The organism is Lacticaseibacillus parakribbianus (genome assembly GCF_025490915.1).
Classification (GTDB): Bacteria; Bacillota; Bacilli; order Lactobacillales; family Lactobacillaceae; genus Lacticaseibacillus; species Lacticaseibacillus parakribbianus.
Genome location: NZ_JANQBA010000005.1, coordinates 1 through 26,960, shown reverse-complemented (window position 1 = coordinate 26,960; position 26,960 = coordinate 1). Strand labels below are relative to the sequence as shown.

The window sequence follows — 26,960 nt, the reverse complement described above, 5'->3', positions numbered from 1 at the left end:
CAGAGCCAAAGCACGACCGCCTGCTCAGGCGTGTGGATGTCACCGCACGGCGCAGTCCTGAGTCAGGAGGGTAAGACCCCAGCCCCGCGGCGCGTCCGCAGGAGTTGGGACGGCGGCACCGCGCGGCAGTTGCAAGCTGCCAGCCGGTGCCGGACAGGTGCGGGACCTGGTTTTGGTCCCACTGCGGCGCTGCAGCGTCGCGGTGGGACAGGAGCCTGGCCACCCAACGCCTTGTAGACCCCCACGTGACCACAATGCCCAGCTCCGCCGCCGGGGTACTTCCCGCCGGCGGATTTGGTGCGTCCTGGAATGGGCCACCGCGCGTGGTAACGCAAAGGGCGGCGCGAAGTCTTGTCAACTTCACGCCGCCCTTTCCCTATTCAACCTGGTTGACCGGCTCACTTCACCCCGGCGAGTGAAACCCGCCGGCCTGCGCTCTGGGCACGTCGAGCTACGAAGCGCAACGCGGGAGCGGCCTGCTGCGCCGTGACCCTTGGGCCACCGTGCAGGGCCCAAGGGTCACGGCCGGGCTACCCGTCCCGCTAAGTTCGCGCTTCTGCGCTCTGAACATCGTCGAGCTGCCGCCGGCAACGCGAACGCGACTAGCTAGCACTGGCACTCGAAGCAAGGACCGCTTCAAGCACCAGTGCGACGCTACTCGGTTCGCTACACCCGCCGGCCTGCGCTCTGGGCACAAAAAAAGACGACACCCAGTTCGTCTTTCTAAGAAGCCTTTTCTTCGTCATCAAACTTGATCTGAATCGATTTGGTGAGGAGGTCTGCATAACTGTAGGATACCCGCTCGAAAGAATTCTCGTCTTGATCAAGGTCGACCACGAAAATTGCTGGGTAAGTTTCTTTGAGGGTTCCCTTGCGGCGAGTCACTTTCTTGCGACCCGCTTGGGCAACGACGGTCAAATTCTCCCCGATTTTTTTATCGAGTTGTTGCTTGATGCTTGCTAATGTAATGGGCATGCACTTCACCTCTTACAAAAGATTATAGCACGAACACAAGAAATTTGCAATTATACCATTCAAAGTTCTTGTCTGCAACTCTTTGAACCGCGCTGTGACGCACTTTTAACCGATTTCTCATCAAAAATTGCGGCTCAGAGCCCCGCGGCGGCCAGGGCATCGGTCAAAGCGGCGAATGTCGCAATCGACAGCTGCTCCGCCCGGTTGTTCGGGGCGACGTCAACCGCCGCCAAAGCCGCGGTGAGCTTGGCTTTGGTCGCCTCGTCCTTACCGAAAAGATTGGTCAAATTATTCCACAAAGTTTTGCGTCTGGCGACAAAACTGCCGCGAACCAACTTATCGAACGCCGCCTGGTCGGCCACCGCGACCAGCGGCTGCTCGCGCCGGCGCAGCGTGACGATCGCCGAGTCGACGTTCGGCGCCGGCACGAAGGCGGTGCGGCTGACGGTGAAGGCCACGGCGACGTCCATGTTCTGCTGGACGCCGATCGACAGGCTGCCGTAATCCTTGCTGTTAGGCCGAGCCGTCAGGCGAGCGGCCACCTCTTTTTGCATCATGACGGTGATGCTGGCAAAATCGATTGGCGTGTCGATCAGGTGCATCAGAATCGGCGTCGTGATGTAGTACGGCAGGTTGGCGACGACCTTGACGCGGTGCTGGCCGTCAAAATGTTCGGCAATCAACGTCGCCAGGTCGGCCTTCAGCACGTCGGCCTCGACCACGTCGACGTTGTCGTAAGGCGCCAGCGTCTCGGCCAGAACTGGCAAAAGCCGCGGGTCGATTTCAAGCGCCAGCACCCGATGGGCGGCCTCGGCCAGAAACTCGGTCAACGCCCCGATACCGGGACCGATTTCGATCACGTCGTCGTCCGGCCCGACCTCACCGGCGGCCACGATGTTGGCCAAGATCTTGGGGTTGGTCAGAAAGTTTTGGCCGAGGCTCTTCTTGAAGCGGAAGCCGTGGCGGCGCAGGATGTCGTTGGTGCGAGCTGGGGTTGCGATGTGTTCAGGCATGATTGTCCTCCGAGTTGAGTTGGGCCAGCGCCTTGGCGAAGGCGGCCGGCGTAATCTGGAACTGCGCCAGGCGCTTTTGCAGCTGCTTGCCGTTGGTGTAGCCGATGTGCAAAAGCTCGCCGAGCCGCTCCCGGCGGTGGCGGGAGCCGGCGCCGCCGATCAGCCCGGCCACCAAGAGGTCGCCTTGGGGAATCAGCTCCGGCGCGTCGGTCTGCTCGGTCACCAGATGCGCCAGCGCCTTTTTCAAAGACGCCGGCGTCGCGTGTTCCACGCCCAAGGACCCCTGCCCGTCCGGCACGGCCTCGCCGCGCGGCAAAAAGGCGTGGGTGACGCCTGGCACCGCGCGGCTGATGGTCTTGCGAATTTTCTCCCCCGGAAAATCGGGATCGGTCAGCACGATCACCCCGCGGGTGGCCTGGGCCTTGGCGATCAGCGCCAGGGTCTCCTTGGAAATCGCGCTGCCGCGGGTCTCGATGGTGTCAATCGGCCCGAACGCCTCGAACAGGCGCTTGGTGTCGTCGCGGCCCTCGACCACGATCACTTGCTTGAATGCTGTCACGAAAAATCCTTTCCTGCGCCGGCCGAACCGGTGCGTGTCCATGGGTGGTGGCGCGGTTGCATCGGCCGCTGACCAGCGACTGCGGTGGCTTGCGAACGGCGGCGCCTGATGCGCGTTGGCGCGGTGGCACCGGTCGCCGATGTGCGTTGGCGCAGTGGCACCGACCGCTGACAAGCGACGACTGCCGCTCGCAAGCGGCGACGTTGGCACCGGCCTACTTCAGCCCGAACACCCGATGCGCGTTGGCGTGGGTAATCGCCGCGATGTGTTCCGGGGAATCCTCGCGCCACTTGGCGACGGCCTCGACCACGTAGCGGGTGTAGCCCGGCTGGTTCGGCTTGCCGCGGTAAGGCACCGGCGTCAGGTACGGCGCATCGGTTTCGACCAGCAGCCGGTCTTCGGGAATCAGCTGGACGCTTTCGTGTTCCTCCGGCGCGTTTTTAAAACTGACGATGCCCGAAAACGACACGTACATCCCCAGGTCCAGGAACTTCCGCGCCCATTCCCCGTCACCGGTGAAGCTGTGCATGATGCCGCCGAAGTCTTCGAGGTGAGCGGCCTTCAAAATGTCGTAGGTGTCTTCGAACGCATCGCGCGAGTGAATCGACACCGGCATGTGCAGGTCACGCGCAATCGCCAGCTGCCGCCGGAAAACGCGGCGCTGAATCTCGCGGGGGCTGGTGTCCCAGTGGTAATCCAGGCCGATTTCGCCCAGCGCCACCGTTTTGGCGGCGGCCAGCTGCGTGATCAACAGATCCTCGGCCGCCTGGGTGTAATCCTTGCTGGACTCGGGATGCCAGCCGACGATCGCGTAAAGGTTGGGAAAACGCGCGGCCAGTGCCATCGCGCCGGCGTTAAGCGCCGTGTCCGACCCCACAATGGCCATCTCGGTAACGCCAAGCGACGCGGCGGTTGCGACGTAGGCCGCCTCCTCCCCGGCGTAAGGTGTGTCGTTCAAATGCGTGTGCGAATCAAAGATCTCCATGTGACGTCGTCCTTTCCAATCATTCCTATCCAGTATACGCGGAGTTGGGGGAGGGAACAAACAGAGGGTGGAACCGAGCGCATTTAGCGAACCGGCTAGCGTAGGTCAGACGCTTGAAGCGACCTTTGCTTCGAGTGTCTGACCGAGCTGGACGCGTTCGCGTTGCTCGGTGGAACCCGTTTAGAGGGTGGAAAAGCGCGGGGTTAGCGGGACGGGTTGCCTAGCGCTGGCGTTGGGGCGGGTTATGCCCCGGCGACGGTGCGTAGCTAGCCGCTCCCGCGTTGCTCGGTGGAACCCGTTTAGGGGGTGGAACCGAGCGCATTTAGCGAACCGGCTAGCGTAGGTCGGACGCTTGAAGCGTGCCTTGCTTCGAGTGTCTGACCGAGCTGGACGCGTTCGCGTTGCTCGGTGGAACCCGTTTAGGGGGTGGAAAAGCGCGGGGTTAGCGGGACGGGTAGCCTCCGCCGGCACCTGGCCCGACCTTGCCCCGGGCCTCGCATCCCCAACGCAGACCGGCTTGGTCACAATCCGGCTTCCGCCCAATTTTTTCACCTGCAACGACACCCACCGCTAACCAGTCTGATATAATGTATTCGTAAGAATTGATATGGAGGAATATTCATGTCTACTGTTGATTTGATCGTGCGAGCTTACACGGACCTCGACCGCCACAGCGTCATCGAGGTCATTTTCGCCAGCGCCGATCACGACCAGGCGGCGGCCAAGCTCGCCGAGCTGCGCCAAGGCAGCCCGGCGCATATCCACTACATGTCCTACACGGTGCCTTTGGACACCGACCTGACGGCGCTTGCCACCTACCCAGTGTTCGAGACGGCGCCGAACAACATGCCTTAATCACACGAAAAGCTGCCGGTGGCAGCTTTTTTGATTGACGCAAAAACGCGATGCGCCTTCAGCGACGCACCGCGTTACTCGGTTCAAAACTGGTGGTTCCGGCCTCGGCCGTCGGCGCCAACAACCCGCCGACGTGGACAATTCATCGTCGGCTACCGCTTGCCGGCCAGCCGTTTGCGTTCAGCCAGCGTGGCCAGTCCCAAAAGGCTCAAAAGTCCAACGCCAGCCAGCGCCAATGCGCCGCGGGTGGTTTCGCCGGTTTGCGGCAGCTGCCCTGTTGTTTGAGCCGCAGCCGCCGCGGTCGGTGCCAGTGCGGCAGCGGTCGTCGCGCCGTGCCGCGGTCCGGTCACCGGCAGGCTGGTCGGGGTGGTCGAGGTCGCCGTCCCGGCGCCGGTGGTCGGCTGCTTGCCCGGGGTCAGCGCCGTCACCGCCGGCGTGGTGGTGCGGTGATCGTAGTAGGCGGCCTTCGTCACGCTTGGTGCGACGTCCGGCACCTGGTTGCGAACCCGAACCCCTTCGTCGAGTTCACCCGGCGTCAGGTTGTTGTAGTAGTCGGCCTCGGTCACGCTCGGCGCAACGTCCGGTACCTGGTTGCGAACCCGAATGCCTTCGTCGAGCTCCCCTAGTGTCAGATTGTTGTAGTAGTCGGCCTCGGTCACGCTCGGCGCAACGTCTGGTACCTGATTGCGAACCCGAACGCCTGCGTCGAGCTCACCTGGTGTCAGATTGTCGTAGTAGTCCTCGGCTGTCACCGATGGCGCAACATCCGGCACCTGGTTGCGAACCCGAACGCCTTCGTCGAGCTCACCCGGCGTCAGATTATTGTAGTAGCCTTCCTCGGTCACGCTCGGCGCAACATCTGGCACCTGAGTCTTTCGGTAAACATGGATACCACCTGCCGGCTCTCCTGGGGTCAGATTGTTGTAGTAACCGTCCTCGGTCACACTCGGCGCAACATCTGGTACCTGAGTTTTTCGGTAAACATGGATACCATCCGCCGGCTCTCCTGGCGTCAGATTGTTGTAGTAACCGTCCTCGGTCACACTCGGGGCGACGTCCGGTACCTGGTTGCGAACCCGGACACCTGCGTCGAGCTCACCTGGGGTCAGATTATTGTAGTAGTCCTCGGCCGTCACCGTTGGTGCGAGGTCCGGTACCTGCGTTTTCTGGTAAACGTGAATGCCACCCGCCAGCTTGCCTGGGGTCAGATTGTTGTAGTAGTCGGCCTCGGTCACGCTTGGCGCGACGTCCGGCACCTGCGTTTTCTGGTAGACACGAATGCCACCCGCCGGCTCCCCTGGCGTCAGGTTGTTGTAGTAACCGTCCTCGGTCACGCTTGGCGCGACGTCCGGCACCTGCGTTTTCTGGTAGACGTGGATACCATCCGCCGGCTCCCCTGGCGTCAGGTTGTTGTAGTAACCGTCCTCGGTCACGCTCGGCGCAACGTCCGGCACCTGGGTCTTCTGGTAGACGTGGATCCCACCGGCCGGCTCCCCTGGCGTCAGGTTGTTGTAGTAACCGTCCTCGGTCACGCTTGGCGCAACGTCCGGGACCTGGATTTTTTGGTAGGCGTGAACACCGCCGCCTGGCATGCCGGCAATCGGCGCCACGGCCTCGAACTTGACGACAAAGTACTGATCGGTGGCCGCGTCCTTGTCGAAGGTCGCGCCAACCGTGCCGTCGGCGACCAAGTTGTAGCCGTCGCTGATCAGCTTTTGGATGGTGGCGACGAACTGGGTATGGGTAATCGCGCTGCCGCTGGTGCCTTCAATCTGCATGGCCGGAACCAGCGGTCGGCCGCCAACGCCCACGAAGTAGACCGATGCTTTTTGCACATCCGGGGTGTAGGTCACCGTGACCTCTGGTTGGATCAGAATCGGCTGCATACTAATGGTTTCGGAATTCAGCTCCATCAAGTTCAGCGCAGGAACGTCTGCAGTGTAACCCGCAATGACCGGCGAGGTGACATCTGGCAAATCCGCCTGGCGGTGCCACTTCAGGATCCAGCCGCCGATCAAATCGACTTCCGGAATGTAGGTGAAGGTAATCTCCCGGTCATCCAGAAGTTTTTCATGCGTATCCGCCCGTTGGTAGTGAATGATCCGGTGCGTCGTGATGGCCTTGTCCGGCTGAAGTGCCGTTGGGTGCTGGACCATCACCTGGTACGTCTGACCCGCCGCCACGTCAATGCTGGTGGTGTCGGGATCGACCAGCTGGTACACGCTGGTGTCCAGACCGCCGTCAGCCAAGTCAATCTTGTAAGTCCCCTCGTCGAAAATGGCGGAACCAAGGTGTGCGGTCCCCACCGGTGCCGTTACGCCTGCCCCGTTGTCAAAGACGAACTCGATGGTGTAAGGCTGCGCGTCGTACCGGACGACAATCGGCGGTTGATTCTCCGACGGCGCCCAGCTCGTGTCCGCGTCCTGAACATCAATTTCCGAGAGATTCGGTCGCTCCGCCACCATGCCGGCGATCTGCGGATTCGGCCGGTCCAAAAAGTGATTTTGCACGTGGTACATCACCACGTTGCCGGTCACCAGGTCGATTTCCTTGAAGTAGGTCTGGTCAATCACAAAGCCCGGTGCGACCTCAACGTTCTCATCGTCGGCCCGGACGTAGCGAACCGGTCTGTGCGTCACCAACGGCTCGTCCGTCAGGATTTGCGTCCGGTGCTTGACCTCAATCTGGTAGGTCTGATCGGCCGCCACCGCGATGCTGGTGGTGGTCGGATCGCTCAGCTCGTACTTCGCCGGGTCCAGCCCGGCATCGGCCAAGTCGATCTGGTAGGTGCCGTCCTTGGCTTGGCCCAGATACGGCTTGCCCTCAACCACCTGGTGACCGCGGTCGTTGGTGGTGACGAATTCGATCGTGTAGGGATGGTTGTCGTAAACCACCGTGACTTCCGGTGCATCGTGTGGGACACCGTTCTCATCGAGGTAGGAAACGGCGGCCAGCTCGGTCGTCGCTACGCCATCGATGGTCGAGATCATGCCGGCAATTTGCTGGATGGGCCGCACCCCTTGCCCCGTCTCGCCCATCGGGGTGTAGGTCGGCGCATACGGGCGGTTATGCCGCTTGGCCCCGAACTCACGAACCAGGTCGGTGTCCGTGTCCCAGCCCAGGTTCCACTTTTGGTCGTCGGCGACGGTGTTGCCATCCGCATCTTTAAAATGGACAACCTGCGTGAAAAGCACGCTTCCTGTTTCGTGCCGGTGCCGCAGCTCGATGGTGATCTGGCTGCCGGCGGCCACCGCCGAATCGATCACCTCGCCTTGCGCGGCGGTGCCGTCCTCGTTCAGCCCGTTGGCCTTGCCGCCTTCCGCCGCAAAGCCGGCCGGGTCGTAGTCGTAAAGCGCCGCCAGCTCCGCAATTACGCCGCCCATGCTCACTCCGTCGGACCCAGAAGTCAGCATGTCCGGGCGGCTGGAAAAGCCCGTCGCGTGGCCGCTGTAAGTGGCGACCTCGTCACCGCCATTATCAAGGTCAACGAAGTGGTACTTGACGATGCCTGCCGCCGCGTCCTCCGGGTCAATGGTCGGGGCAGCGTAGGTGAGCGCCTCTTTTTCCCCAACGCGGTGGTACGGCACGTAGATGTCCATGTCCCCCGTCGCGTAGTTGTGGCCGCCCATCCGTAGGTCGCCCGTTGGGTAGGTCGCCACGGCCGGGACCATCCCCTCAACCGTCGGCGACGTAACGGCCGGGAAAAGTGCCTCGGGTTCGTACCACACCCCTTCGTCTCTGGCCAGGTCCCAGGTGACCGTGAACGATTGGGTCACGACGGCGGATTCGGCCACCACTGGGTGATCCGCAAGCTTGCTGAACCCGCCTGCTGCCACGAAATCGTAATCGGAGAAATTGTCCCCCGCCTCGGCCGCCACGTAGTGAATCGTGGTGGTGACCACCAGCGGTTCCTCAAGCACCACGGTCTTGTCCTGCACCTGAACCTGGTACGTACCAGCTGCCGCGACTGGCAGGCTGGTCGGCTGCGCATCGGCCAGCTCATACTTCTGCGGGTCCAGGCCGGCCGCCTTCAGGTCGACCTGGTAAGGCCCCTCCGCCGCGTTGCCCTCGACGGTCGCCAGAACCTGGTTATTGCCGGTGTCCTTGGTCACGTTCACGTACTCGACGCGGTAGGACTGCGCCGAGTCGGCCGGCGGATCACTCGGCTCGGCGGTTGCGGTCACGTCTGCCGTGGACGCCGCAACAGTGGTCGTGGCAGCCACCGCGGCGTCGCCTGCGGGGGTGGTAGCTACCGTGGCGGTGCCTGCGGGGGTGGTGCCTGCCGCGGCGGTGGCTGCCGCGGTGGCGGTGCCACTCACGCTCGCCGTTGCACGTAGGGTTTTGCTTGGCGTTCCGGTCGCCTTCGTAGTGGTTTCGGTTTCGATTCCGGTACCGGTTACGGTTGTCGCGGTCGGCGCCGCCGCTGCGCTGCCCTCGGCGCTGGCAGTCCGAGACGCGGCCCCACTGCCGTCTTCCCCGGCGGTCGCCACCACGGTTCCAGTTGTGTCGGTGGTCGCCGCGGCCTGCACCGGCCGACCGCCGACGGCCAGCCCCAGCGTCACCGCCGCGATGCCGGCGATGACCCACTGGCCACCTGCCTTGTACAGCTTGAAGTGCAGCCGGCGCTGCGCCGTGGCCGCCATCATCTTTGCCCTGCCTTGCTCATACTTTGCCATTCGTGTGCCTCCCAAATCCTCGTCGCTGCCCGTCCTAACGATTAACACCATTGCCTATATCAGAAAAATTTTAGCATGCGATTGCTCGGGAAAAACATCACAATTTGTAAATAATAATTGATTCATTTGTTCGAATTTATTCGTCAAAAGGCGTATTTATCGTCTCGTCCATTTATATCGACAAATATATTTTAGGAACGGCACAAAAAAGCCACCGCAATCTGCGGTGGCTTGCCGTGTCTGTGTTCAGTTAGCCGATCAGGCTGCCGTTCTCCAGGTCATCGGCGACGGTCAGCAGGGTGATGTGGCCTTCGCTGTCCTCGGCCGACAGCAGCATCCCCTCGCTCATCTCACCGCGCAGCTTGCGCGGCTTGAGGTTGACGACGGCCATGACCTTCTTGCCCTTCAACTCCGAAAAGTGCGGGTAGTACTTGGCGATACCGGAGAGAATCTGGCGGGTACCTTCGTCACCGGCGTCCAGCGTGAACTTCAGCAGCTTGTCGGCGCCTTTCACCTTTTCGACGTTCAGAATCTCGGCGACGCGAATCTCCGACTTGTCGAAGGCGCCGAACTCGATTTCGTCCTTGCGGGTCGCCGGGTCGACGGTCGCCTGCTTCTTAGGCGGCTGCATCTGGGACTTGATGTAGGCGACTTCCTCCGCGGCGTCGAGCCGTGGGAAAATCGGCGTCCCCTTCTCGACAATCTTGGTGCCGGCCGGCAGGTGACCCCATTCGAGGGTCTCCTGGGCGGCGATGGCGGAATCCAGGCCGAGCTGGCCGAAAATCTGCTTCGGGGCGTGGGTCATGACCGGCTGGATCAACAGCGCAATCAGGCGCAGGCTTTCGGCCAGGTGACCCATGACGCTGGCCAGCTCTGAGGCCTTGGCCGGATCCTTGGCCAGGTTCCACGGCTCGGTTTCGTCGATGTACTTGTTGGCCCGGGCAATCAGCTTCCAGGTCGCGTCCATCGCGTCGGAGAACTGAAGCGCGGCCATTTTTTCGTGGTAAGCCGCGATGCTCGAAGCCGCGGTGGCCTCGAGGTCGGCGTCGAACGGGGTGGCCGAGACCTGGCTCAGGTCAGGCAACACGCCGCCGACGTACTTGTTGATCATCGCGATGGTCCGGTTCAGCAGGTTGCCTAAGTCGTTGGCCAGGTCAAAGTTAATCTTGTCGACGAAGTCCTCTGGCGTGAAAATGCCGTCGTTGCCGAACGGAATCGCCCGCATCAGGTAGTAGCGCAGCGCATCCAGGCCGTAACGCTCGACCAGCATCTCCGGGTAGATGGCGTTACCCTTGGACTTGCTCATCTTGCCGTCCTTCATCACCAGCCAGCCGTGGCCGTAAATCTTCTTGGGAATCGGCAGCCCCAGGGCCATCAGGATGATCGGCCAGTAAATGGTGTGGAACCGCACGATTTCCTTGCCGATCAGCTGCAGGTCGGCCGGCCAGTACTTATCGAACAGGTCGTGGTTGTCGGAGCCGTAGCCCAGCGCCGTGATGTAGTTGAGCAGCGCGTCGACCCACACGTAAACCACGTGCTTCGGGTTCTCCGGCACCGGAACGCCCCAGTTGAAGCTGGTGCGACTCATCGCCAGGTCTTCCAGACCTGGCTTGATGAAGTTGTTCAGCATCTCGTTTTTGCGCGAGGCCGGCTGAATGAAGTCGGGGTGGTCGGCGTAAAACTGCACGAGCCGGTCGGTGTACTTGCTCATGCGGAAGAAGTACGACTCCTCCTTGACCAGCTGCACCTCGTGGCCGGACGGCGCCTTGCCGCCGATCACCTTGCCGTCTTGGTCGCGGTAAACCTCGGCCAGCTGCGGCTCGGTGAAGTACTCCTCGTCTTCCACCGAGTACCAGCCGGTGTATTCACCTAGGTAAACATCACCCTGCTTAATCAGGCGTTCGACGATTTTCTGGACGGCCTTGACGTGTTCCTCATCAGTGGTGCGGATGAACTTGTCGTTAGTGATCTCGAGCATTTTCCACAGCGCCTTGATCTGCGACACCATGCCGTCGACGTAGGCCTGCGGGGTGATGCCCAGCTTGTCGGCCTTCTGCTCGATTTTCAGCCCGTGCTCATCGGTTCCGGTCAGGAAAAAGACGTCGTAGCCCATCAGGCGCTTGTAACGCGCGATGACATCCGCGGCGATGGTCGAGTACGCGTTGCCGATGTGTAGCTTACCGCTTGGGTAGTAGATCGGCGTCGTCACGTAGAACGTTGGTTTTGACATGGTTAATGTGCCTCCTGCAGCGACTTGAATTATTTTAGGGTACCCGCGACGTGCCGCGAGCCAAAAAAGTGCCTAAACTGGTATCAGTATACCATACAGAAGGCACTTGGGGAGCTGTTTAGAGGTCGAAGCCCGGCGGGTGTAGCGGGACGGGTAGCCTAGCGCTGGCGTTGAGGCGGGTTATGCCTCGGCGTCAGTGCGTAGCTAGCCGCTCCCGCGTTGCCGAGCGGGGCACGTTTAGCCGGCGAAGCTCGGCGGGTTCAGCGGAACGGGTCGCGTCGCGTCGTGCAAGTGTTGGCGGCCGGGTGCCGGTGCAAGCTAGCCGCTTCTCAGCTGCGCTGGCCGCGGTGGCGCGGCGCGTTGATCACCTGCTTGGCCGCAATGAGCTTCAATGGGTCCAAGTCGAGCTTCGCACACATGTCGAAGACGTAGATTAAGACGTCGGCCAGCTCCTCCGCGACATGGGCCGCCTCCTGTTCACTCAGCGGCTCGCCGACGTCCTTCCAGGTGAAAATTTCAAGCACCTCGGCGGCCTCGACGTTCAGGGCCGTCGCCAGGTTCTTCAGGTGGTGGGTCCAACCGCGTTCGTCGCGGTCCTTGACCAGCGCCGCCACCGTCGCGCGAATGGCCGGAGCGGAGTCGGCGTCCAGGCGCAGCGCGGCGCCGTGGCGTTCAGGGTCCAGGTCGTGGAAGTCTTTGCTCATGGTTTGTCTCCTATTAGAATAAACTCAGCTGGCTGGGGCCCAGGCCGGTGAAATCAAGCCCCAGCAGGCGGCAAAACTTCTGCGCGTTGCCGGCCGCGTCGTGATTCCCGTTATTATTGAAGCTGACGATCACCCGGCGTGAGGCCAGGCCGGCGGCAACCGCGCCGAGTTGCGTGAGCTCGGCCTGCGAGTAGTCGTAGGCGGTGCGAAGGTGGCGCAGCTCGGGTCGCCGCTCCAGCCAACCGGCCGCGTTGCGACCGTGCAGCCGCAGAATGGTCAGTTCAGGCGTCGTCGCGACCGGCACTAAGGGAACGCTGCCGGCCGCGGTTTGCGGCTCATCGACCACCACGTGAATCAGGTGCAGCTCCCGCATCAAGCTCAGGGTCTGCTCGCGGTACTCGGCCGCATACCAGCCGTTGTTGCGAAACTCCAGCGCCACAGGCAGGTCCGAGTAGAGCTGGCGAATTCGCCGCAGGTACCGCACGTTTTCAAGCGTCACACCGAAGTACGGCGGCAGCTGAAACAGCACGGCGGCCAGCTGCCCGGCCGCCGTAAGCGGCGCCAGAGCCCGACGCAGCGCGGTGAACTCGGCCACCAGCTCGTGGCCCGGGTCGTCCTTGTGGCGCGTCATGTACTGCGTCGCCTTGACGATGAACTGAAAACCGGCCGGCACTTGGCTCTGCCAGCGCTGCACCACCGCCACGCTCGGCACGGCGTAGAAGCTCGAGTCGATCTCGACCACCGGAAAATGCCCCGCTAGCTCTCGCAGCGTCGAAGCGCGACCCACGGCCAGGCTGGGGTGATCGGTGACGGCGGTCAACCCGACCAGAATCTCGGGTCGCGGCGCCGGCTGCCCAACGGCCGGTTGCGACTGCGAACCGGACTTGGCTGTGGCCGGCTGTCCCGGCCGCGATGGCGAACTGGGCTCGGCCACAGCCGCTCGCTCCGGCTGCGATGGCAAACCGGACTCGGCTACTGCCGCTCGCTCCGGCCGCGATGGCGAACTGGGCTCGGCCACTGCCGCTCGCTCCGGCTGCGATGGCGAACTGGGCTCGGCTACCGTTGGCTGCTCCGGCTGCGGTTGCGATCCTGGCCCGGCCGCGGCCGGTCGTTCCGACCTGGCGCCACGCGTCGCCTCTTCGCCGCTCACCCGCGGGGCCCCAGAATCTCGAGCCACTTGAAGTCCTGCCCCTCGAACCACGCGTTGTAGACCAGGTCCTCACCGGCCAGCACGTGGGGCAAAAGTGCCTTGAGGTCGGCGACCAGCCCGAGGTTGTCCGGTGCCTGCAACCAGTCAAGCGGCCGCGTCGCCAGCAGGCCTTCGCGGGTGTCTTGGGCGGCCACCGCGGCCTTGGTGTGGGCGTAGTAAAGGTACAAGTCGCCTTCGAGCTTGCCATCGACGTGCCAATGTACCAGGCCGGCCGGGACCGTGTCGGCCAGCGCCAGCGCGACGCCGCTTTCTTCTTTCACCTCGCGAACGGCGCCTTCAAGCGGTGTCTCGCCGGGCTCGACCTTGCCGCCCAGCCCGTTCCACAGGCCGCGGTACGGCGGCTTGCGCCGGTTGATCATCACGATGCCGGCGGGGGTCGCCACCAGCACAACTGTTAACTTCTGAACCATTTTTCTCACCTCGCTTGCAGTTTACCAGATTGGCGACTTTGGTCAATCCGCCAAAAAATCGCCGGCATCTTTGTTCACTTTGGCAAGGGAACGTGAACCGCTTACATTTATACTGAAATAGTAATCAAGATAGGAGTGTGTCAAATGGTAGAAATCGCACTGGACCACATTTACAAGCGTTACCCTGATGCTAAGGAAGGCGAAAAAGACGCCGTTATGGACTTCAACCTTCACGTTCGCGACAAGGAATTCATCGTGTTCGTCGGCCCTTCTGGCTGTGGTAAGTCCACGACCCTGCGCATGATCGCCGGCCTTGAAGACATTACCCAAGGCGACCTGAAGATCGACGGCAAGGTCATGAACGACGTTGCCCCTAAGGATCGCGACATCGCGATGGTCTTCCAGAACTACGCGCTGTACCCGCACATGACCGTTTTTGATAACATGGCCTTCGGGTTGAAGCTGCGTAAGTACGCCAAGGCTGACATCAAAAAGCGTGTCGACGAAGCTGCCGACATCCTGGGTCTGAAGGAATTCCTTGAAAGAAAGCCTGCCGACCTGTCCGGTGGTCAGCGTCAGCGTGTTGCGCTGGGCCGTGCCATCGTGCGTGATGCCCCAATCTTCCTGATGGACGAACCACTGTCCAACTTGGATGCCAAGCTGCGTGTTTCCATGCGTGCCGAAATCGCCAAGCTGCACCAGCGCCTGAACACCACCACGATCTACGTTACCCACGACCAGACCGAAGCGATGACCATGGCGGACCGTGTTGTTGTTATGTCCGTTGGTAAGGTTCAGCAAATCGGGACCCCTGCCGAAGTTTACGACAACCCTCGCAACATGTTCGTTGCCGGGTTCATGGGCTCCCCTGCGATGAACTTCTTCAACGTTTCCTACAAGGACGGCAAGATTTCCGATGGTCAAGGCCTCGAACTGGCCATTCCTGAAGGCCGTGCCAAGGTTCTGAACGACCGCGGCTACAACGGCAAGGAGATCACATTCGGGATTCGTCCTGAAGACATCCACGCCGAAGAAGCCTTCATCGAAACCTGGCCTGGCGCAACCGTTCACTGCGAAGTTGTCGTTTCCGAATTGATGGGTGCGACCTCTCAGCTGTACGCCCGCGTTGACGGCACCGAATTCGTTGCAACCGTTGATGCCCGTGACTTCCACAACCCTGGCGACAAGATCGACATGGGCTTTGACATCAACAAGGCACACTTCTTCGACAAGGAAACGACCAACGCGATCGTGACCAAGGAAGCTGAAGATGCCATGAACGCAGAACAGGCCAAGGCCTAACCACTAAGGTTCAGTATCCAAATCTGAGTGATAACCCCCAAACCAATTATCCAAACAACCCCCTTAAACCCCGCCCGGTCGCCCCACCGGACGGGGTTTTTCTTGTGCCCAGAGCAAAGCAAGGCGCAGTTAGCAGGACGGCTAGCGTCGGGCTGGCGCTTGGGGGTGGACTTGGCCCCAAGTGCCGGCCCTAGCTGGACGCTCCAGCGTTGCCTTGCGGAGCTCGACGAACCAGAGTGGCGCCGAGCGGGGTTAGCGAACCGAGTAGCGTAGGGTTGGCGCTTGGGGCTGGGCTTGGCCCCGAGTGCCGGCCCTAGCTAGTCGTGTTCGCGTTGCTCGGCAGAGCTCGACGAACCAGAGTGGCGCCGAGCGGGGTTAGCGAACCGAGTAACGTCGGGCTGGCGCTTGGGGCTGGACTTGGCCCCAAGTGCCGGCCCTAGCTGGACGCTCCAGCGTGCCTTGCGGAGCTCGACGAACCAGAACGGCGCCGAGCGGGGTTAGCGACCGAGTAGCGTCGGGCTGGCGAGACCGGTCGGCCCGGGCATCTCACGAATGACGGTAGACGGTGATGGAATCGGCTTCGATCACCAGGCCTTGACACGCAATCACAATTACGGCCCGATTATGACAACATAATTAGCCCGTAATTAAAATTCTAATACAGGCAAAAAAGAATTAAAAATATTTTTAACTTTCTTTACCTCTAATATTCGGACATTATTTTGGCGTGATCTGGGAATACCGCCACCCAGTCAACGTTTGCTCAGTTAACAACCGCGGAGACTGTTTTCACGGCAACAGGCCGTTTGAGTGGTACGATTTTGTGAACTCTGTCCCCAATTAGTTCCCCGACGCATTCATGGATTGAAACTCATATTCATAATTTTGTGACAACTTAGGCCATCAAGAGACTATGAAAGTGTGAATGAACTCGTTTTCAGCCCATGGTAGACTACGGCTGACGTTAATGTGTAAAAATTTTTAGGGGGAACTATGATGAAGAAGAATTGGGCAACACACGTGTGGCAGGCGCTGGGGGCGCTTGCACTCGCTTTACCGCTCGCGGCGGCGCTGACCGCTCACCAACCGGTTCAGGCGGATGACTCCAACGACGCTTCTGCGTCAACCACGCAGCATGTCGTTTTGACCAAGTTTGGGTTCAAAGACAGCCAGACATCAGCCGAACACAGCACCACCCAGACGCCGGATCAGGCCAAGGCCGATTGGGCCGGGGACGCCACCCCGCTTGCCGGGGTCAAGTTCTCGGTTTACGACGTGACCGGCCAGTACTGGGCCGATCCGGACAACTTCACGCCGAAGCTCAACGACAGTGATTTGGTCACCAAGACGCCGCTCAAAACCGACGAACAGGGGCAGATTGCCTTAGATTTGAACGTTCAAAGCGGTGACCACACCGCCGTCTACCTGTTCCACGAAGCCGCCGGCCGCACCGGTTACGCGGATTCCAAGACGCCTGATTTTTGGCTGAGCCTGCCGGCGGAGAAGGCAGCGGATGGGAACGTCTACGTCTATCCTAAGAACGAAAAAATCGCCACGCACTTCCACAAATTCATCAAAAAGGATGGCCAGACCAACCAGGTGCTGAAAGGCGCCGAATTCAGCATTCAAGATTCCGCAGGCAACCAGCTGCTGGTCACCGACGAAGACGGCGAGGCGCAAACCGAGCTGACCGGCTACATCGACGCGGAGGCCCAAAACTACAAGCTCAGCTGGGCCACCACAGGGACCACGTTCGTGACCGATTCGGCCGGTGCGTTCGGCATCAGCGGCCTGGAAGACGCAACCACCACCTTCAAGGCCGTCGAAACCAAGGCCCCGGCCGGCTACGAGAAGGCCGATGCCACCGACTTCGCCTTCGATGACAAGGAATCCGACATTCTCGATCAGCCAACCGGCCTTCTGCCACACACCGGTGGCGCCGGCATCATCGGGCTCTTGGCCATCGGGGCCGTCCTGATCGTTTTGACCGTGGTCGGCATCCGCAAGCGCCAGGCCCGGGCCTAACGGGGAAGGCGTCATGACTCCGCACAATGTCAGCCGAAGACTGACCGGTGTTTTGGCGTTCGTTCTGGTGCTGCAGGGACTCTTATGCGGTCTCACCCGGGCCGTCCCGCTCGCGGCGGCGGAAGGTGGCCGCGATTTGGCGCCACTGGTGACCAATGGCACGATTATTGACCATGTCGATCACACCTTTGTCGATGCCGATGGCCAGCCGGTCGCAGACACGGCTGTCACAACCGCCTCTAACTTGGCGCTGACCTATCACTGGTCCTTGCCCAATGGGCTCGTGCAGCCCGGCGACTACTTTCGCTTTACGCTACCGACCGAGGTGCCGCCGTTCACCGCAGATGGTGATCTGCTGAGCACAACCGATCAGCCGCTCGGCCATTTCACCGTGCAAGGCGGCGAAGTCACGCTGACCTTCACTCAGGAGGCGGTGGGATTAAGCGACCTCGCCGGTGATTTTCACCTCACCTCGACCGGCCTGAGCTTCGATGAAACCGGCAACCACGAAATTCTGGTGCCGGTCAGTCAGGACAAGGTCGTCAGTGTTCCGGTGACGGTCAAGCCGGCTCACGTCGCAGACCTCACCAAGACCGGACAGCAGGTCGGCACTTCTGCCAACATCGACTGGACACTGAACGTCAATGCCGGACTCAAGCACCTGGTCAACGGTCACCTGGACGAGCAGTTGCCGGCCAGCCTGGCGCTGACCGGCGTCGCGATTCAGGTCGCCGACGTGCTACCCGACGGCTCGCTTCACGCCACCGGCACCACGCTTGAAGAAGGGCGCGACTTTCGCGTCGCGGATCACCAGATTTACCTGCAAGGGAATTACGCCGCCACCGACCACGCCTTTTTGGTCACCATCCACACCCGCCTGGCCGACCCCACCCAGACCTACAACTATCAGCAGATTGAAAACCGCGCCGCCTTGTATTACGACGGCCAGGCCGACCCCAATCCGCCGACCGTTGGCGGCCAGGTGACCATGAACTACCGGCCGCACGAAATGCTGACGAAGGTCTTCGCCGGGGGCAGCGGCGAACGCTACAACTGGACCGTCACGTACAATGAACCCGGAACGTCTTTGCCGGTCAACACCACCCTAATCGATACCCCGGGACCCGGCCAGGCCTTCACCCAGCGCGATGGCGATGTCCGAATCAGCCTCGCCGGCTGGGACACGGCAACCGACCTCAGTCCCCGGGAACCGTTGGTCCAAGGCCGCGACTACCAGATTGACTACGCCGACTCCCGGCTGCGCGTCACCCTGCTGCGAGCCATCGACCAGCCGCTAATTCTGACCTACGCCGTTGTCGTGGCCAACCCCAGCACCGGCCAGCAGCTGATCAACGACGTCGAGGACAATCACGGCCACCACGCTCACGGCGAAGGCACTATCAACGTAGCCACTGGCCCCAACCTGACCAAAACCCAGACGGGAGCCGATGATGCCGGCCACACCGTGGATTGGGCAGTCGACCTGAATCCCCAACACCAGCAACTGGTCAACTACACCCTGGCCGACACGCTGTTCGGTCGCACCTCGGACAACCGCTACCTCGACGTCGCTCCAATCAGCCTGGTCGACGCAACGCTGCGGCTGACCGACCTGGATACCGGCCAGCAGCTGGTTGCCGGCCGTGATTTTGAGCTGACCCACGCGGCCACCACCCCGCAGTTCAACCTCGCCTTGATCGGCGCTTACGGCGAAACCTACGCTCACCTGAGGCTGACTTACACCACCCGTTACGACCAAGACGCGGTCAACACCGCCTGGGTGAACCGCGTCGATGGGCCGGATCTCACGGCCACGGCGGAGTACAACCCACCGCCGACCATCACCAACACCGACAACAAAAACGGCTTTTGGCTGCAGGCCCGGGGCCAGCTGCGCTGGGAGGTCACGGTCAACACCGACTACCAGCGGCTGGCCGCCGCCTCTGTCACGGATGCCATTCCGGCCGATCAGACCTTCGTCGACGCGCTGGTCCTCACCCAGGACACGAACGGCAGCTACAGTCTCCCCGTCACGACTGGCATTGCCATTGACCAACCCGACACCGGTAACAACCAAGTCCTGACGGTGTACCTGCCGGAGGGCTCGACCCAATCGTACCAAGTGGTGGTTTTGACCCGGCTGAGCGATCCGCTGGCCCAGAAGAACTACAAGAACACCGCCACCTACACCAATGGCGGCGAGCCCGAGACGCTGCCCAGCAACCCGGTGTGGCCCGGTAACGCCGGCACGATTATTGCCAAAACCGGCCAGCAAGACTCGAGCAATCAGGCCCAGGTCAACTGGTCGGTGCGGGTCAACGACGCCAATGCCCACCTCAAAAACGCGGTGGTCACGGACGTCGCCAGCCCCAACCAGCGCGTCGACCTCGCGTCGCTTCAGATTTACCCATTCCAGTACGATGACGCCAACAACAATAACGGCACCACCCAAGTCGACTACGAACACCCGCTGACCCGAGGCCGCGACTACACCGCGATTGCCAAAATCGACGGGCCGACCGGCGAAACCACCACGACCATCACCTTTTTGCACGAACTGACGCAGCCTTACGTCATCGATTACGCGGCCACCATCGACTCGGACGCACCGGTGGCCGAGCTGACCAACGGGGTTCGCATCGATGCCGATCGCGTGACGCAGGACAAAACCGACCAGCCGACCAAGGTCCAGGTGACGACCGTCGGCGGCTCCGCCAATGGCGTCAGCGGTAGCCTTGAGCTAACCAAGCAGGATGCGGCCACCGGCAGCCAACTGGCCGGGGCCGAATTCGCCCTGACAGCGGTCGCCACCAATGCCACCCGCACGGTGACCACCGACGCCTCGGGCCACGCGCGTTGGGCCAACCTCCGGGCCGGCCGCTACCGGCTGGTCGAGGTCAAGGCGCCGACCGGCTACCAGATTGCGCCGGAATACACCGGCGAGGGCCGGGAACTGGACCTTACTTTCACGCAAGATCACCCCACCGTCACCCTCACGGTCCAAAATTCGCGCATCCTGCTGCCCCACACCGGCGGCTGGCAAAGAGGCGCGTTGCTGGCCCTTGGTCTGCTGCTTTGGGCCGCGATGGGGTTGGGGCTGTGGCACCGTTCGCGCAAGGAGGTGGCCTGATGGCACACAGAATCTGGTTGACGCTGGTCGCCGTGCTGGCCGCCTGGTGCCTGACCCCGGCGCGACCGGCCAAGGCCGGCAGCGTCGTCCTGCACATCGGGCAGCCGGGCCACACCGTGCGGGTTTACGATGCGACCAAGGCCTACTGGTCGCACCACCCCGCCACGCCCGAGCAGCAAGTCTACTGGCAGTCGCGGCTAGCGGCAAGGCCGGCCAGCGGTCGGCCGGCGGCAACAGGGACCACCGGTGCGGATGGCAACCTGGCCTTGACCCTGCCGACCGACCGCTTCGGCCTTCAGGCAGTTTACCAATTCACCGTGACCGGCGGGATTCAAACCACGGTGGGTCTGATGCCTCGCGACACCAGCTCGCTTGAGGTCTGGCCCAAGGCGCTTTTGCCCGGGCCCCCGACGTCCAATACACCACCGCCGAAGGCACCGGGGCCGCCGACCACGCCCCCGGGTGGCTTGCGGCTGCCGCAAACCGGCGAATCCGTGCTGGTCGGGCTCACCCTGATCGGTGGCGTCGTGCTGCTCGCCGTTGCGGTCGCGCAGTGGCGGCGGCACCGTGCAGACGAGGCCGCGTAATCGCTGACCGTTCGGTTGCAGGAACTAGACCCACTCAGCCAGGCGTCAACCGCCGGCCGCCACGCGGTCGGCGGTTTGCGTTCGGTCGCGAAACAGAAAGGAGGCCCCCATGGCGCATCGTGCCTTGCTCGGACCCATCGATATTCTTTTGCTCATCGGCCTGCTGGTCGGCACCGGCTTCGTCGCCTACCCTTTCGTCAGCGACGCCTATGTCACCCAGCGCAACCAAGCGCTGCTCGGCCGCTACGCCCAACGCGAAACCCGCAGCAAGGCCCGAGCCGATGCGCGTCAGTTCGCCCACTATCAGGCGCAAAACCGCAAGCTGGCCGCCGCCAACGCGCAACCCGGGCTCGCCCGGTTCAGCGCCGCGGTGGCCGACCGCGGCACCAACGCCAAGCGCGACGACCGCCGACTGGCCAGCGAGACCATCGCCCGGCTGACCATCCCCGCCATCGGCGCCGATCTGCCCGTTTTTGATCAAACCACCGACTGGCTGCTGCAGTTCGGGGCCTGCCGGTTGAACGGCTCGAGCTACCCCACCGGCGGCGCCGGCACCCACGCCGTCATCTCCGCTCACCGCGGCGTCCCCAACGCGACGCTGTTCACCCACTTGCCGGCGCTGCGCCGCGGCGACCGCTTCTACCTCACCATCGGCGGCCGCAAGCTGGCCTACCGCGTCAGCGAACGCCACGTCACCGCGCCAAGCGACGTGCGGTACCTCCGGCGCGTCCCCGGCCGCGATCTGGTGACTTTGATCACCTGCACCCCTTACATGATCAACAGCCACCGCCTTTTGGTGACCGGCGAGCGGGTACCTTACACTGCGGCGGATGCCCAGGCGGTCGCCGCCACCTCGCGGTTCAAGCGGCTTGTGCCCTGGCTCTGGGCGATCGGGATTGCCGCCTTCGCGTGGCTGTACTGGCGGGTGGCCCGGCTTTTGATGGTGACGCGCCGAGACTACGCGCTGACGCTGCGGCTGGCCCCGGCGGCCGAGCTGCAGCTTCGCACCGGCCGGTTCGGCCGGCGCCGCCACGTCACGGCCGACGCCGCCGGGAACGTGCGGGTGACACTGCCCGGCGCCACCTACCGCTTTCACACCGCCTCCGGTCCCCACCGGGCCTACGTGCGGCGCATTCGAGACCAAACGCTGACCGTGCGGTAGTCGCGCGACCACCTTGGCCGGCGGCCCCGACCGCCGCTCCTTCGCCTAATCGCACCGGGACGGCGCCTGACCGCAGCGACTACCGCAGCCGCCAGGCACCGCTGACCACGGTCATCACCGACCCCGCCAACAACCGGCCGCGAACGGCTGACCACACACCAAAACCGGCGCCACGCCACTTTCTCCGATGGGCAGAAGTGACGTGGCGCCGGTTGTTTGTGTCCGTAGCTTCGGGCTCAGTCTGCGTCGCCCGAATCACCCGCGGTCAGCGCCGCTGCGACGCTGTGAACCTCGGCAATCAGGCTTTGGATCTCCGGGCGGTGTTCGTGCCCTTTCTTGCAGGCGACGACCACCGGCAGGCTCAGCAGCGCCGGGTCGATGGGAATGATCGCCGCCTGGGGGCTCAAGGTCAGCGGCCGATCCACCGGCACCAGGGCCCAGGCGGTGCCGCGAGCCGCCAGCTGCTGAATCGTGTTGACGTTGAGCAGCTGAATCTGCGAGCGAAGCGGCACCTCGGCGCGTTCGAACAGCTGGCGCATGTACTGATCCAGCACCGACGCGGGGTCGTAGGTGACCACGGTGCGGTCGGTCAAAAAGCGCAGGTCGGCCAGCTCGTTGATGCGAGCCGGCAGCCCGGTCGTCCGGGGGCCGACCAGCGCCATCGTTTTACGCGCAAACACGTCGGTGAACACCGGCATGTGCAGCACCGGTTCGACACCCAAATACGCGTCGCACTGGCCCTCGAGCATCTCCTTGAAAACCGTCCAGGAGGTGTTCTCATGCACATCGAGGTGGTAGCCGGCGCTGCGCTGGGCGAACGCCGCGATCAGCCCGACGATCGCTCGCACCGTCGAAGTCTCACCGAACCCCACGGTCAGATTGCCCTCGCGGTGCTGCGCAATCGCCGCCATGTGCCAGGCCAGCTTGTCGGCGCTTTGCTCGAGATTGTCCAGCCCGTCGAGGTAAAAGCGGCCAGCGTAGGTCAAGGTCGCCGGCTTGCGGCTGCGGTCGACCAGCTGCACCCCGAGTTGTTTTTCCGTGTCCGCAATCAGGTGGCTGATGTACGGCTGCGACACCAGCAGGTGCTTGGCCGCGGCGGTCAGGCTCCCCAGCTCCGCCACCGCTTGCAGCACCGGCCGAATCTTCACGGTGTGTTCGTTCGCAATCCCCATGTGTTCATTGTCCCCCGTGTCAAGTTACATAACATCATTGTAATTTTGAAATAAGAAAGCGTCAACACGAAAAAGTCCTCGCCCGGGGGCAAGGACTGCAGGCGCCGATCACTCGGCGTTTCGCGCGTCGATGCGGTAATCGACGGTGGCGCGGTAGTCGCCGGCGATGATCTCAGTGGTCTGGCCGGTCGGAAACTTCATCGGCTCGCTCTTGAAATCAAAGTCGAACGTGCGGTAGCGGTTCGGCTCGCCGGCCAGCTGCTGGCTGGTCGTGGTCTGGGTCGGCGTGTTGCCGGACACCGCCACGTAAACCGCAAAGTTGGCCTTCCAAGGCGTGGCCATCCGCCCCGCGGTGGCGGTCACGGTCAGAACCGGGCTGGCGTAATTGGCCAGCACGTTCACCTTCTGGTTCGCGGTGAAGTTGGCGTAGGTGCCGACGCCTTGAACCCAGGTGCGGTGCAGAGACCCCGTCGCGGTGGCCCCGGCCGGAAATTCCATGGCCAGCATGGCAGGCGCCGTGGCCGTCAGCGTCCCTTGCGCGTTGATCTGGTCAACACCGTTGCCGGTGGCGGCCCCGACACCGCTCAGCGGGGCGGTCGTCATCGCCAGGGCAGCCGCGGCCAGCAGCATGCCCCCGTACTTGATTGTCATAACCCATCTCCTTTCCTGTCACACCCAGCCACTTGCCGGTGTTACGACTCGTCGTTTTCCGCCGTGATGTGGTAATCCACCGTCGCCCGGTAATTCCCAGCGATGATATAGGCCGCATTCCCTGAGCGGAACGGCATTTTCTCGCTCTTGAAGTTGAAGTTGTAGCTAGTCAACCAATTCGAGCGCCCGGGTTTTGATACCGTGATCGCGGTTTCGGCCGCATCGGTCTCACCCTCCCCAACGTACATCGCAAAATTCTCTTTCCAAGGTGTGGTCATGCGGTTAACACGTGCCGTCACCGTCGACACCGGCTGGTTGAAATTCGTCAGAACATACAGCTTCTGTGAGGCTTCGAAGTTAGCCTCGTACCGCTGCGCCGAAGGATCCCAAGTCCTGGTCACTGACCCCGTCGCCGTCGCCCCCACGTCAAAGTACATGTCGAGGTGGCCAGGCGCGGTGGCCGTCAACGTGCCTCGCACGTCAATTTGTTTCACACCATTACCTTGGTTGGCCCCCACCGCACTCAGCGGCACGGCCGTCAAGGCCAAGGCCCCGGTTGCCAGCAAGGTTGCTAATTTGGTTTTCATCATTGTTTGTTGGTCTCCTTTTACTGAATAATCAGTGTCACGGGGATCGTCATTGTGTTCATGTCTTCTTTGGTCTCGGGGTGAACCACAACGGCGCGAACATCGACCTGGTGGGTCCCCTTCTTCAGGGCCACCTTGTAGTCGGTGACGGCGCCGCCCGGTTGGATCACCGAACTGTGGTACAGACGTTTCTTGTTTTGCCACAGCTCGTAGCGCAAGTTGTACTTGTTGCTGGCCAAGTTGCGCAGGGCCGTCGCCTTTTGCGCGGTCGTGTCGATAATCAGCTGCCGGGATTGCTGCAGACGCATCATGTTGGCCGTCTGCTTCATCACCGGATCGGCCCCGACGTCGACGTCTTCGGCCTTGGCTTCGACCTTGGCCTCATCCTTGGGCGCTGGGGGTTCACGCGCCAGCCAGATTCCGCCCAGCGTCACTAACAAGATAAGCAGTGCGGCGATTCCCCATCGCCGTATGTGGTTCGGTGTCATCGCGAACTCACCTCCATGAATTCATCGTATCAAGACAGGAATCGCCGGCACAAATTTAAACATTATTGGTTATCTAGATATTAATATTCAGCCGGGCAATCCGCGCCACCCCAAGGCGTGGTGGTGGCTGCGTCTGCTTCATGCCGCGATGATTTTTCGCACCGCCGCGGTCGTCTTCGCACCGCCGCAAGTTCCCGCAGCGCCGGGGTCGTGGTCGGGGCTCGCGGTTTTTGCAAACGGGCTTAGCATTCGGCCGTAACCGCTGCCAACCGCGTCGCATCAAGGCCCAGCGCGACGGCGTTTTGCCCGGTCAAATTTAGGCGACAAATCCTGAAAATGTATGCTAGAATAGAGGAGTAAAAAAATTTGTTTTCATCTTTTAGGAGGAAAAACACTTATGCCATTAGTTAACGGCACCGAATTGTTCAAAGCTGCTCGTGCAGGTCACTACGCCATTGGTGCGTTCAACACCAACAACCTGGAATGGACCCGCGCCATTCTTAAGGGTGCGCAAGAGCTGAACGTTCCAGTTCTGATCCAGACTTCCATGGGCGCTGCCAAGTACATGGGCGGCTACGAACTGTGCAAGGGTCTGATCGAAGCCACGGTTAAGTCCATGGACATCACCGTTCCGGTTGTTATCCACCTGGACCACGGTAACTACGAAGCTGCTAAGGAAGCCATTGCGGCTGGTTACAACTCCGTAATGTTCGACGGCCACGACCTGCCTTTCGATGAAAACCTCGAAAAGACCAAGGAAATCGTTGCCTTGGCTCACAGCAAGGGCATCTCCGTCGAAGCCGAAGTTGGTTCCATCGGCGGTGAAGAAGACGGCGTTGTTGGTGAAGGCGAACTGGCTTCCGTTGAAGAAGCTAAGCAGCTTGCCGCAACCGGCATCGACTTCCTGGCTGCCGGCATCGGCAACATCCACGGCCCATACCCTGACAACTGGAAGGGTCTGCACTTCGACCGTCTGCAGGAAATTGCTGACGCCGTCAAGCAGCCTCTTGTTCTGCACGGTGGCTCCGGCATTCCTCAGGACCAAGTTGAAAAGGCCATCTCCATGGGGATTGCTAAGCTCAACATCAACACCGAATGCCAGCTTGCCTTCGCCAAGGCTACTCGCGAATACATCGAAGCCGGCAAGGACAAGCAGGGCAAGGGTTACGACCCTCGCAAGCTGCTGGCACCTGGCACCCAGGCCATCACGGATACCTTCGAGGAAATCTGTGGCTGGATGGGCACCAAGTCCGTCAAGCTCGTTCCGGCCGAGATCTAATCGACCTCAGCAACTCGAAAAGCCGATCGCAACTGCGACCGGCTTTTTTTTTGCCCTTCCCCGCCTTTCAAAAGATTCCAGTCAAAAATTGGCGACCAAAAAGGCGGCTGCAGAAATTCTGCAGCCGCCTCTTCGCGTCGCTGTGCTTGGCTTGTCAGGCAGCCGCAGCGCGTGATTGGTCACACACGCTAGCTTCCACCACTCGCCCCTTCAGGCGATTGGCCGTCAGTCCTGCTTGCGCCGCCGCTTGCCGGCCAGAGCCAGCAGGCCGCTCATCATCGCTAAGCCGAGTGCAACCAGGCCGGTGTTGCGCTGCTCGCCTGTTTGCGGCAGGGCCTTGCCCGTCGCAGCAGTCGGTGTTGCAGTCGCCGTGTCGGTCTTACCCGTCGTCGCGGTGGTCAGCGCCACGGTCGGCGTGTTGTCGTCGCTGCCGCCGGTAATCGGCAGGTGCGGCGCCGTGACAGCGGTCGTTGGCGTCGTCGCCGTCCCCTTGCCAGGGGTAGTCGTCGTATCGCCGCCACCTGGGTTGGTGGTATCACCGCCACCTGGGTTGGTGGTATCACCACCGCCTGGGTTCGTCGTGTCGCCGCCGCCTGGGTTGGTGGTATCGCCACCACCTGGGTTCGTCGTGTCGCCACCGCCTGGGTTGGTGGTATCGCCACCACCCGGGTTGGTGGTATCGCCACCGCCTGGGTTCGTGGTATCGCCGCCTGGGTTGGTGGTATCGCCACCGCCTGGGTTCGTCGTATCGCCGCCACCTGGGTTCGTCGTGTCACCGCCGCCCGGGTTCGTCGTATCACCACCGCCTGGGTTCGTCGTATCGCCACCGCCTGGGTTGGTGGTATCACCACCGCCTGGGTTCGTCGTATCGCCGCCGCCTGGGTTCGTGGTATCGCCGCCACCTGGGTTGGTGGTATCGCCACCGCCTGGGTTGGTGGTATCGCCACCGCCTGGGTTCGT

At 62.1% G+C, this 26,960-nt stretch carries 21 protein-coding genes; 7 read left to right on the top strand and 14 right to left on the bottom strand.

Annotation, left to right across the window (positions count from 1 at the left end; all coding sequences use genetic code 11):
- Positions 1-723: 723 nt before the first annotated feature.
- The 4 genes from NUH19_RS05710 to NUH19_RS05695 all read right to left on the bottom strand — a co-directional run bounded on the left by NUH19_RS05710 (position 724) and on the right by NUH19_RS05695 (position 3,532).
- Positions 724-975, bottom strand: a complete 252-nt coding sequence (locus NUH19_RS05710) for a Veg family protein (RefSeq protein ID WP_262315595.1) — start codon at positions 973-975, stop codon at positions 724-726.
- Positions 976-1,109: 134 nt separating this feature from the next.
- Positions 1,110-1,988 (bottom strand): 16S rRNA (adenine(1518)-N(6)/adenine(1519)-N(6))-dimethyltransferase RsmA, encoded by an 879-nt coding sequence (gene rsmA / locus NUH19_RS05705; protein WP_262315594.1) that lies wholly within the window; start codon positions 1,986-1,988, stop codon positions 1,110-1,112.
- Entirely contained in the window at positions 1,981-2,547 is a 567-nt protein-coding gene (rnmV, locus tag NUH19_RS05700) for a ribonuclease M5 (protein WP_262315593.1), read from the bottom strand. The genes rsmA and rnmV overlap by 8 nt, the downstream gene beginning before the upstream one ends.
- A 214-nt stretch (positions 2,548-2,761) precedes the next feature.
- A complete protein-coding gene (locus NUH19_RS05695; protein ID WP_262315592.1) occupies positions 2,762-3,532 on the bottom strand; it encodes a TatD family hydrolase in 771 nt (256 codons plus the stop codon).
- A gap of 621 nt (positions 3,533-4,153) precedes the next feature.
- Here NUH19_RS05695 and NUH19_RS05690 point away from each other — a divergent pair.
- Positions 4,154-4,387 carry a phosphoribosylaminoimidazole carboxylase gene (locus tag NUH19_RS05690; protein WP_262315591.1) on the top strand — a complete coding sequence of 78 codons (234 nt, stop codon included), beginning with the start codon at positions 4,154-4,156 and terminating at the stop codon, positions 4,385-4,387.
- 152 nt (positions 4,388-4,539) lie between these two features.
- Here NUH19_RS05690 and NUH19_RS05685 read toward each other — a convergent pair whose 3' ends face one another.
- The 5 genes from NUH19_RS05685 to NUH19_RS05665 all read right to left on the bottom strand — a co-directional run bounded on the left by NUH19_RS05685 (position 4,540) and on the right by NUH19_RS05665 (position 13,617).
- The gene (locus tag NUH19_RS05685) at positions 4,540-9,063 is read right to left on the bottom strand and encodes a mucin-binding protein (RefSeq protein ID WP_262315590.1); all 4,524 of its coding nucleotides are present in this window, start codon (positions 9,061-9,063) and stop codon (positions 4,540-4,542) included.
- A gap of 250 nt (positions 9,064-9,313) precedes the next feature.
- Entirely contained in the window at positions 9,314-11,293 is a 1,980-nt protein-coding gene (gene metG / locus NUH19_RS05680; RefSeq protein WP_262315589.1) for a methionine--tRNA ligase, read from the bottom strand.
- Positions 11,294-11,622: 329 nt separating this feature from the next.
- A complete protein-coding gene (locus tag NUH19_RS05675) occupies positions 11,623-11,997 on the bottom strand; it encodes a nucleotide pyrophosphohydrolase (protein ID WP_262315588.1) in 375 nt (124 codons plus the stop codon).
- 13 nt (positions 11,998-12,010) lie between these two features.
- Positions 12,011-12,829 carry a DUF72 domain-containing protein gene (locus NUH19_RS05670; protein ID WP_262315738.1) on the bottom strand — a complete coding sequence of 273 codons (819 nt, stop codon included), beginning with the start codon at positions 12,827-12,829 and terminating at the stop codon, positions 12,011-12,013.
- A 314-nt stretch (positions 12,830-13,143) separates the two neighbouring features.
- On the bottom strand, positions 13,144-13,617 hold the full coding sequence (locus tag NUH19_RS05665; protein WP_262315587.1) for an NUDIX hydrolase: 474 nt from the start codon (positions 13,615-13,617) through the stop codon (positions 13,144-13,146).
- A 144-nt stretch (positions 13,618-13,761) separates the two neighbouring features.
- Here NUH19_RS05665 and NUH19_RS05660 point away from each other — a divergent pair, with 144 nt between their 5' ends.
- The 5 genes from NUH19_RS05660 to NUH19_RS05640 all read left to right on the top strand — a co-directional run bounded on the left by NUH19_RS05660 (position 13,762) and on the right by NUH19_RS05640 (position 21,823).
- A complete protein-coding gene (locus NUH19_RS05660) occupies positions 13,762-14,919 on the top strand; it encodes an ABC transporter ATP-binding protein (protein WP_262315586.1) in 1,158 nt (385 codons plus the stop codon).
- A gap of 996 nt (positions 14,920-15,915) precedes the next feature.
- A complete protein-coding gene (locus tag NUH19_RS05655) occupies positions 15,916-16,944 on the top strand; it encodes a pilin N-terminal domain-containing protein (RefSeq protein WP_262315585.1) in 1,029 nt (342 codons plus the stop codon).
- A 13-nt stretch (positions 16,945-16,957) separates the two neighbouring features.
- On the top strand, positions 16,958-20,074 hold the full coding sequence (locus NUH19_RS05650; protein WP_262315584.1) for a collagen binding domain-containing protein: 3,117 nt from the start codon (positions 16,958-16,960) through the stop codon (positions 20,072-20,074).
- Positions 20,074-20,661, top strand: a complete 588-nt coding sequence (locus tag NUH19_RS05645) for an LPXTG cell wall anchor domain-containing protein (RefSeq protein WP_262315583.1) — start codon at positions 20,074-20,076, stop codon at positions 20,659-20,661. Before NUH19_RS05650 ends, NUH19_RS05645 begins: the two co-directional genes overlap by 1 nt.
- Positions 20,662-20,770: 109 nt before the next feature.
- The gene (locus tag NUH19_RS05640) at positions 20,771-21,823 is read left to right on the top strand and encodes a class C sortase (RefSeq protein ID WP_262315582.1); all 1,053 of its coding nucleotides are present in this window, start codon (positions 20,771-20,773) and stop codon (positions 21,821-21,823) included.
- Between the two features lie 236 nt (positions 21,824-22,059).
- On the opposite strand, the gene NUH19_RS05635 is transcribed toward NUH19_RS05640, so the two are convergent.
- From NUH19_RS05635 to NUH19_RS05620, 4 genes are all read right to left on the bottom strand, one after another.
- Complete coding sequence (locus tag NUH19_RS05635; protein ID WP_262315581.1) at positions 22,060-22,995, bottom strand: LysR family transcriptional regulator; 936 nt, start codon at positions 22,993-22,995, stop codon at positions 22,060-22,062.
- Between the two features lie 108 nt (positions 22,996-23,103).
- A complete protein-coding gene (locus NUH19_RS05630; RefSeq protein WP_262315580.1) occupies positions 23,104-23,646 on the bottom strand; it encodes a hypothetical protein in 543 nt (180 codons plus the stop codon).
- A 41-nt stretch (positions 23,647-23,687) separates the two neighbouring features.
- The gene (locus tag NUH19_RS05625) at positions 23,688-24,236 is read right to left on the bottom strand and encodes a hypothetical protein (RefSeq protein WP_262315579.1); all 549 of its coding nucleotides are present in this window, start codon (positions 24,234-24,236) and stop codon (positions 23,688-23,690) included.
- 17 nt (positions 24,237-24,253) lie between these two features.
- Positions 24,254-24,721 carry a hypothetical protein gene (locus tag NUH19_RS05620; protein WP_262315578.1) on the bottom strand — a complete coding sequence of 156 codons (468 nt, stop codon included), beginning with the start codon at positions 24,719-24,721 and terminating at the stop codon, positions 24,254-24,256.
- Between the two features lie 397 nt (positions 24,722-25,118).
- Between NUH19_RS05620 and fba the strand changes: the two genes are divergently transcribed.
- The gene (gene fba / locus NUH19_RS05615; RefSeq protein ID WP_225048003.1) at positions 25,119-26,000 is read left to right on the top strand and encodes a class II fructose-1,6-bisphosphate aldolase; all 882 of its coding nucleotides are present in this window, start codon (positions 25,119-25,121) and stop codon (positions 25,998-26,000) included.
- Positions 26,001-26,225: 225 nt separating this feature from the next.
- Here the strand turns inward: fba and NUH19_RS05610 are convergent.
- A partial coding sequence (locus tag NUH19_RS05610) for an LPXTG cell wall anchor domain-containing protein (protein ID WP_262315577.1) occupies positions 26,226-26,960 on the bottom strand: 735 nt, incomplete at its 5' end.

What these genes read in the sequence shown, in the direction of transcription:
- NUH19_RS05675 (WP_262315588.1), bottom strand. Translation starts at nt 11,997, where the DNA reads ATGAGCAAAGACTTCCACGACCTGGACCCTGAACGCCACGGCGCCGCG.
- NUH19_RS05685 (WP_262315590.1), bottom strand. Translation starts at nt 9,063, where the DNA reads ATGGCAAAGTATGAGCAAGGCAGGGCAAAGATGATGGCGGCCACGGCG.
- NUH19_RS05640 (WP_262315582.1), top strand. Translation starts at nt 20,771, where the DNA reads ATGGCGCATCGTGCCTTGCTCGGACCCATCGATATTCTTTTGCTCATC.
- NUH19_RS05630 (WP_262315580.1), bottom strand. Translation starts at nt 23,646, where the DNA reads ATGACAATCAAGTACGGGGGCATGCTGCTGGCCGCGGCTGCCCTGGCG.
- metG (WP_262315589.1), bottom strand. Translation starts at nt 11,293, where the DNA reads ATGTCAAAACCAACGTTCTACGTGACGACGCCGATCTACTACCCAAGC.
- NUH19_RS05665 (WP_262315587.1), bottom strand. Translation starts at nt 13,617, where the DNA reads ATGGTTCAGAAGTTAACAGTTGTGCTGGTGGCGACCCCCGCCGGCATC.
- NUH19_RS05690 (WP_262315591.1), top strand. Translation starts at nt 4,154, where the DNA reads ATGTCTACTGTTGATTTGATCGTGCGAGCTTACACGGACCTCGACCGC.
- rsmA (WP_262315594.1), bottom strand. Translation starts at nt 1,988, where the DNA reads ATGCCTGAACACATCGCAACCCCAGCTCGCACCAACGACATCCTGCGC.
- NUH19_RS05710 (WP_262315595.1), bottom strand. Translation starts at nt 975, where the DNA reads ATGCCCATTACATTAGCAAGCATCAAGCAACAACTCGATAAAAAAATC.
- NUH19_RS05645 (WP_262315583.1), top strand. Translation starts at nt 20,074, where the DNA reads ATGGCACACAGAATCTGGTTGACGCTGGTCGCCGTGCTGGCCGCCTGG.
- NUH19_RS05635 (WP_262315581.1), bottom strand. Translation starts at nt 22,995, where the DNA reads ATGGGGATTGCGAACGAACACACCGTGAAGATTCGGCCGGTGCTGCAA.
- fba (WP_225048003.1), top strand. Translation starts at nt 25,119, where the DNA reads ATGCCATTAGTTAACGGCACCGAATTGTTCAAAGCTGCTCGTGCAGGT.
- NUH19_RS05695 (WP_262315592.1), bottom strand. Translation starts at nt 3,532, where the DNA reads ATGGAGATCTTTGATTCGCACACGCATTTGAACGACACACCTTACGCC.
- NUH19_RS05620 (WP_262315578.1), bottom strand. Translation starts at nt 24,721, where the DNA reads ATGACACCGAACCACATACGGCGATGGGGAATCGCCGCACTGCTTATC.
- NUH19_RS05625 (WP_262315579.1), bottom strand. Translation starts at nt 24,236, where the DNA reads ATGATGAAAACCAAATTAGCAACCTTGCTGGCAACCGGGGCCTTGGCC.
- NUH19_RS05660 (WP_262315586.1), top strand. Translation starts at nt 13,762, where the DNA reads ATGGTAGAAATCGCACTGGACCACATTTACAAGCGTTACCCTGATGCT.
- NUH19_RS05650 (WP_262315584.1), top strand. Translation starts at nt 16,958, where the DNA reads ATGACTCCGCACAATGTCAGCCGAAGACTGACCGGTGTTTTGGCGTTC.
- NUH19_RS05655 (WP_262315585.1), top strand. Translation starts at nt 15,916, where the DNA reads ATGAAGAAGAATTGGGCAACACACGTGTGGCAGGCGCTGGGGGCGCTT.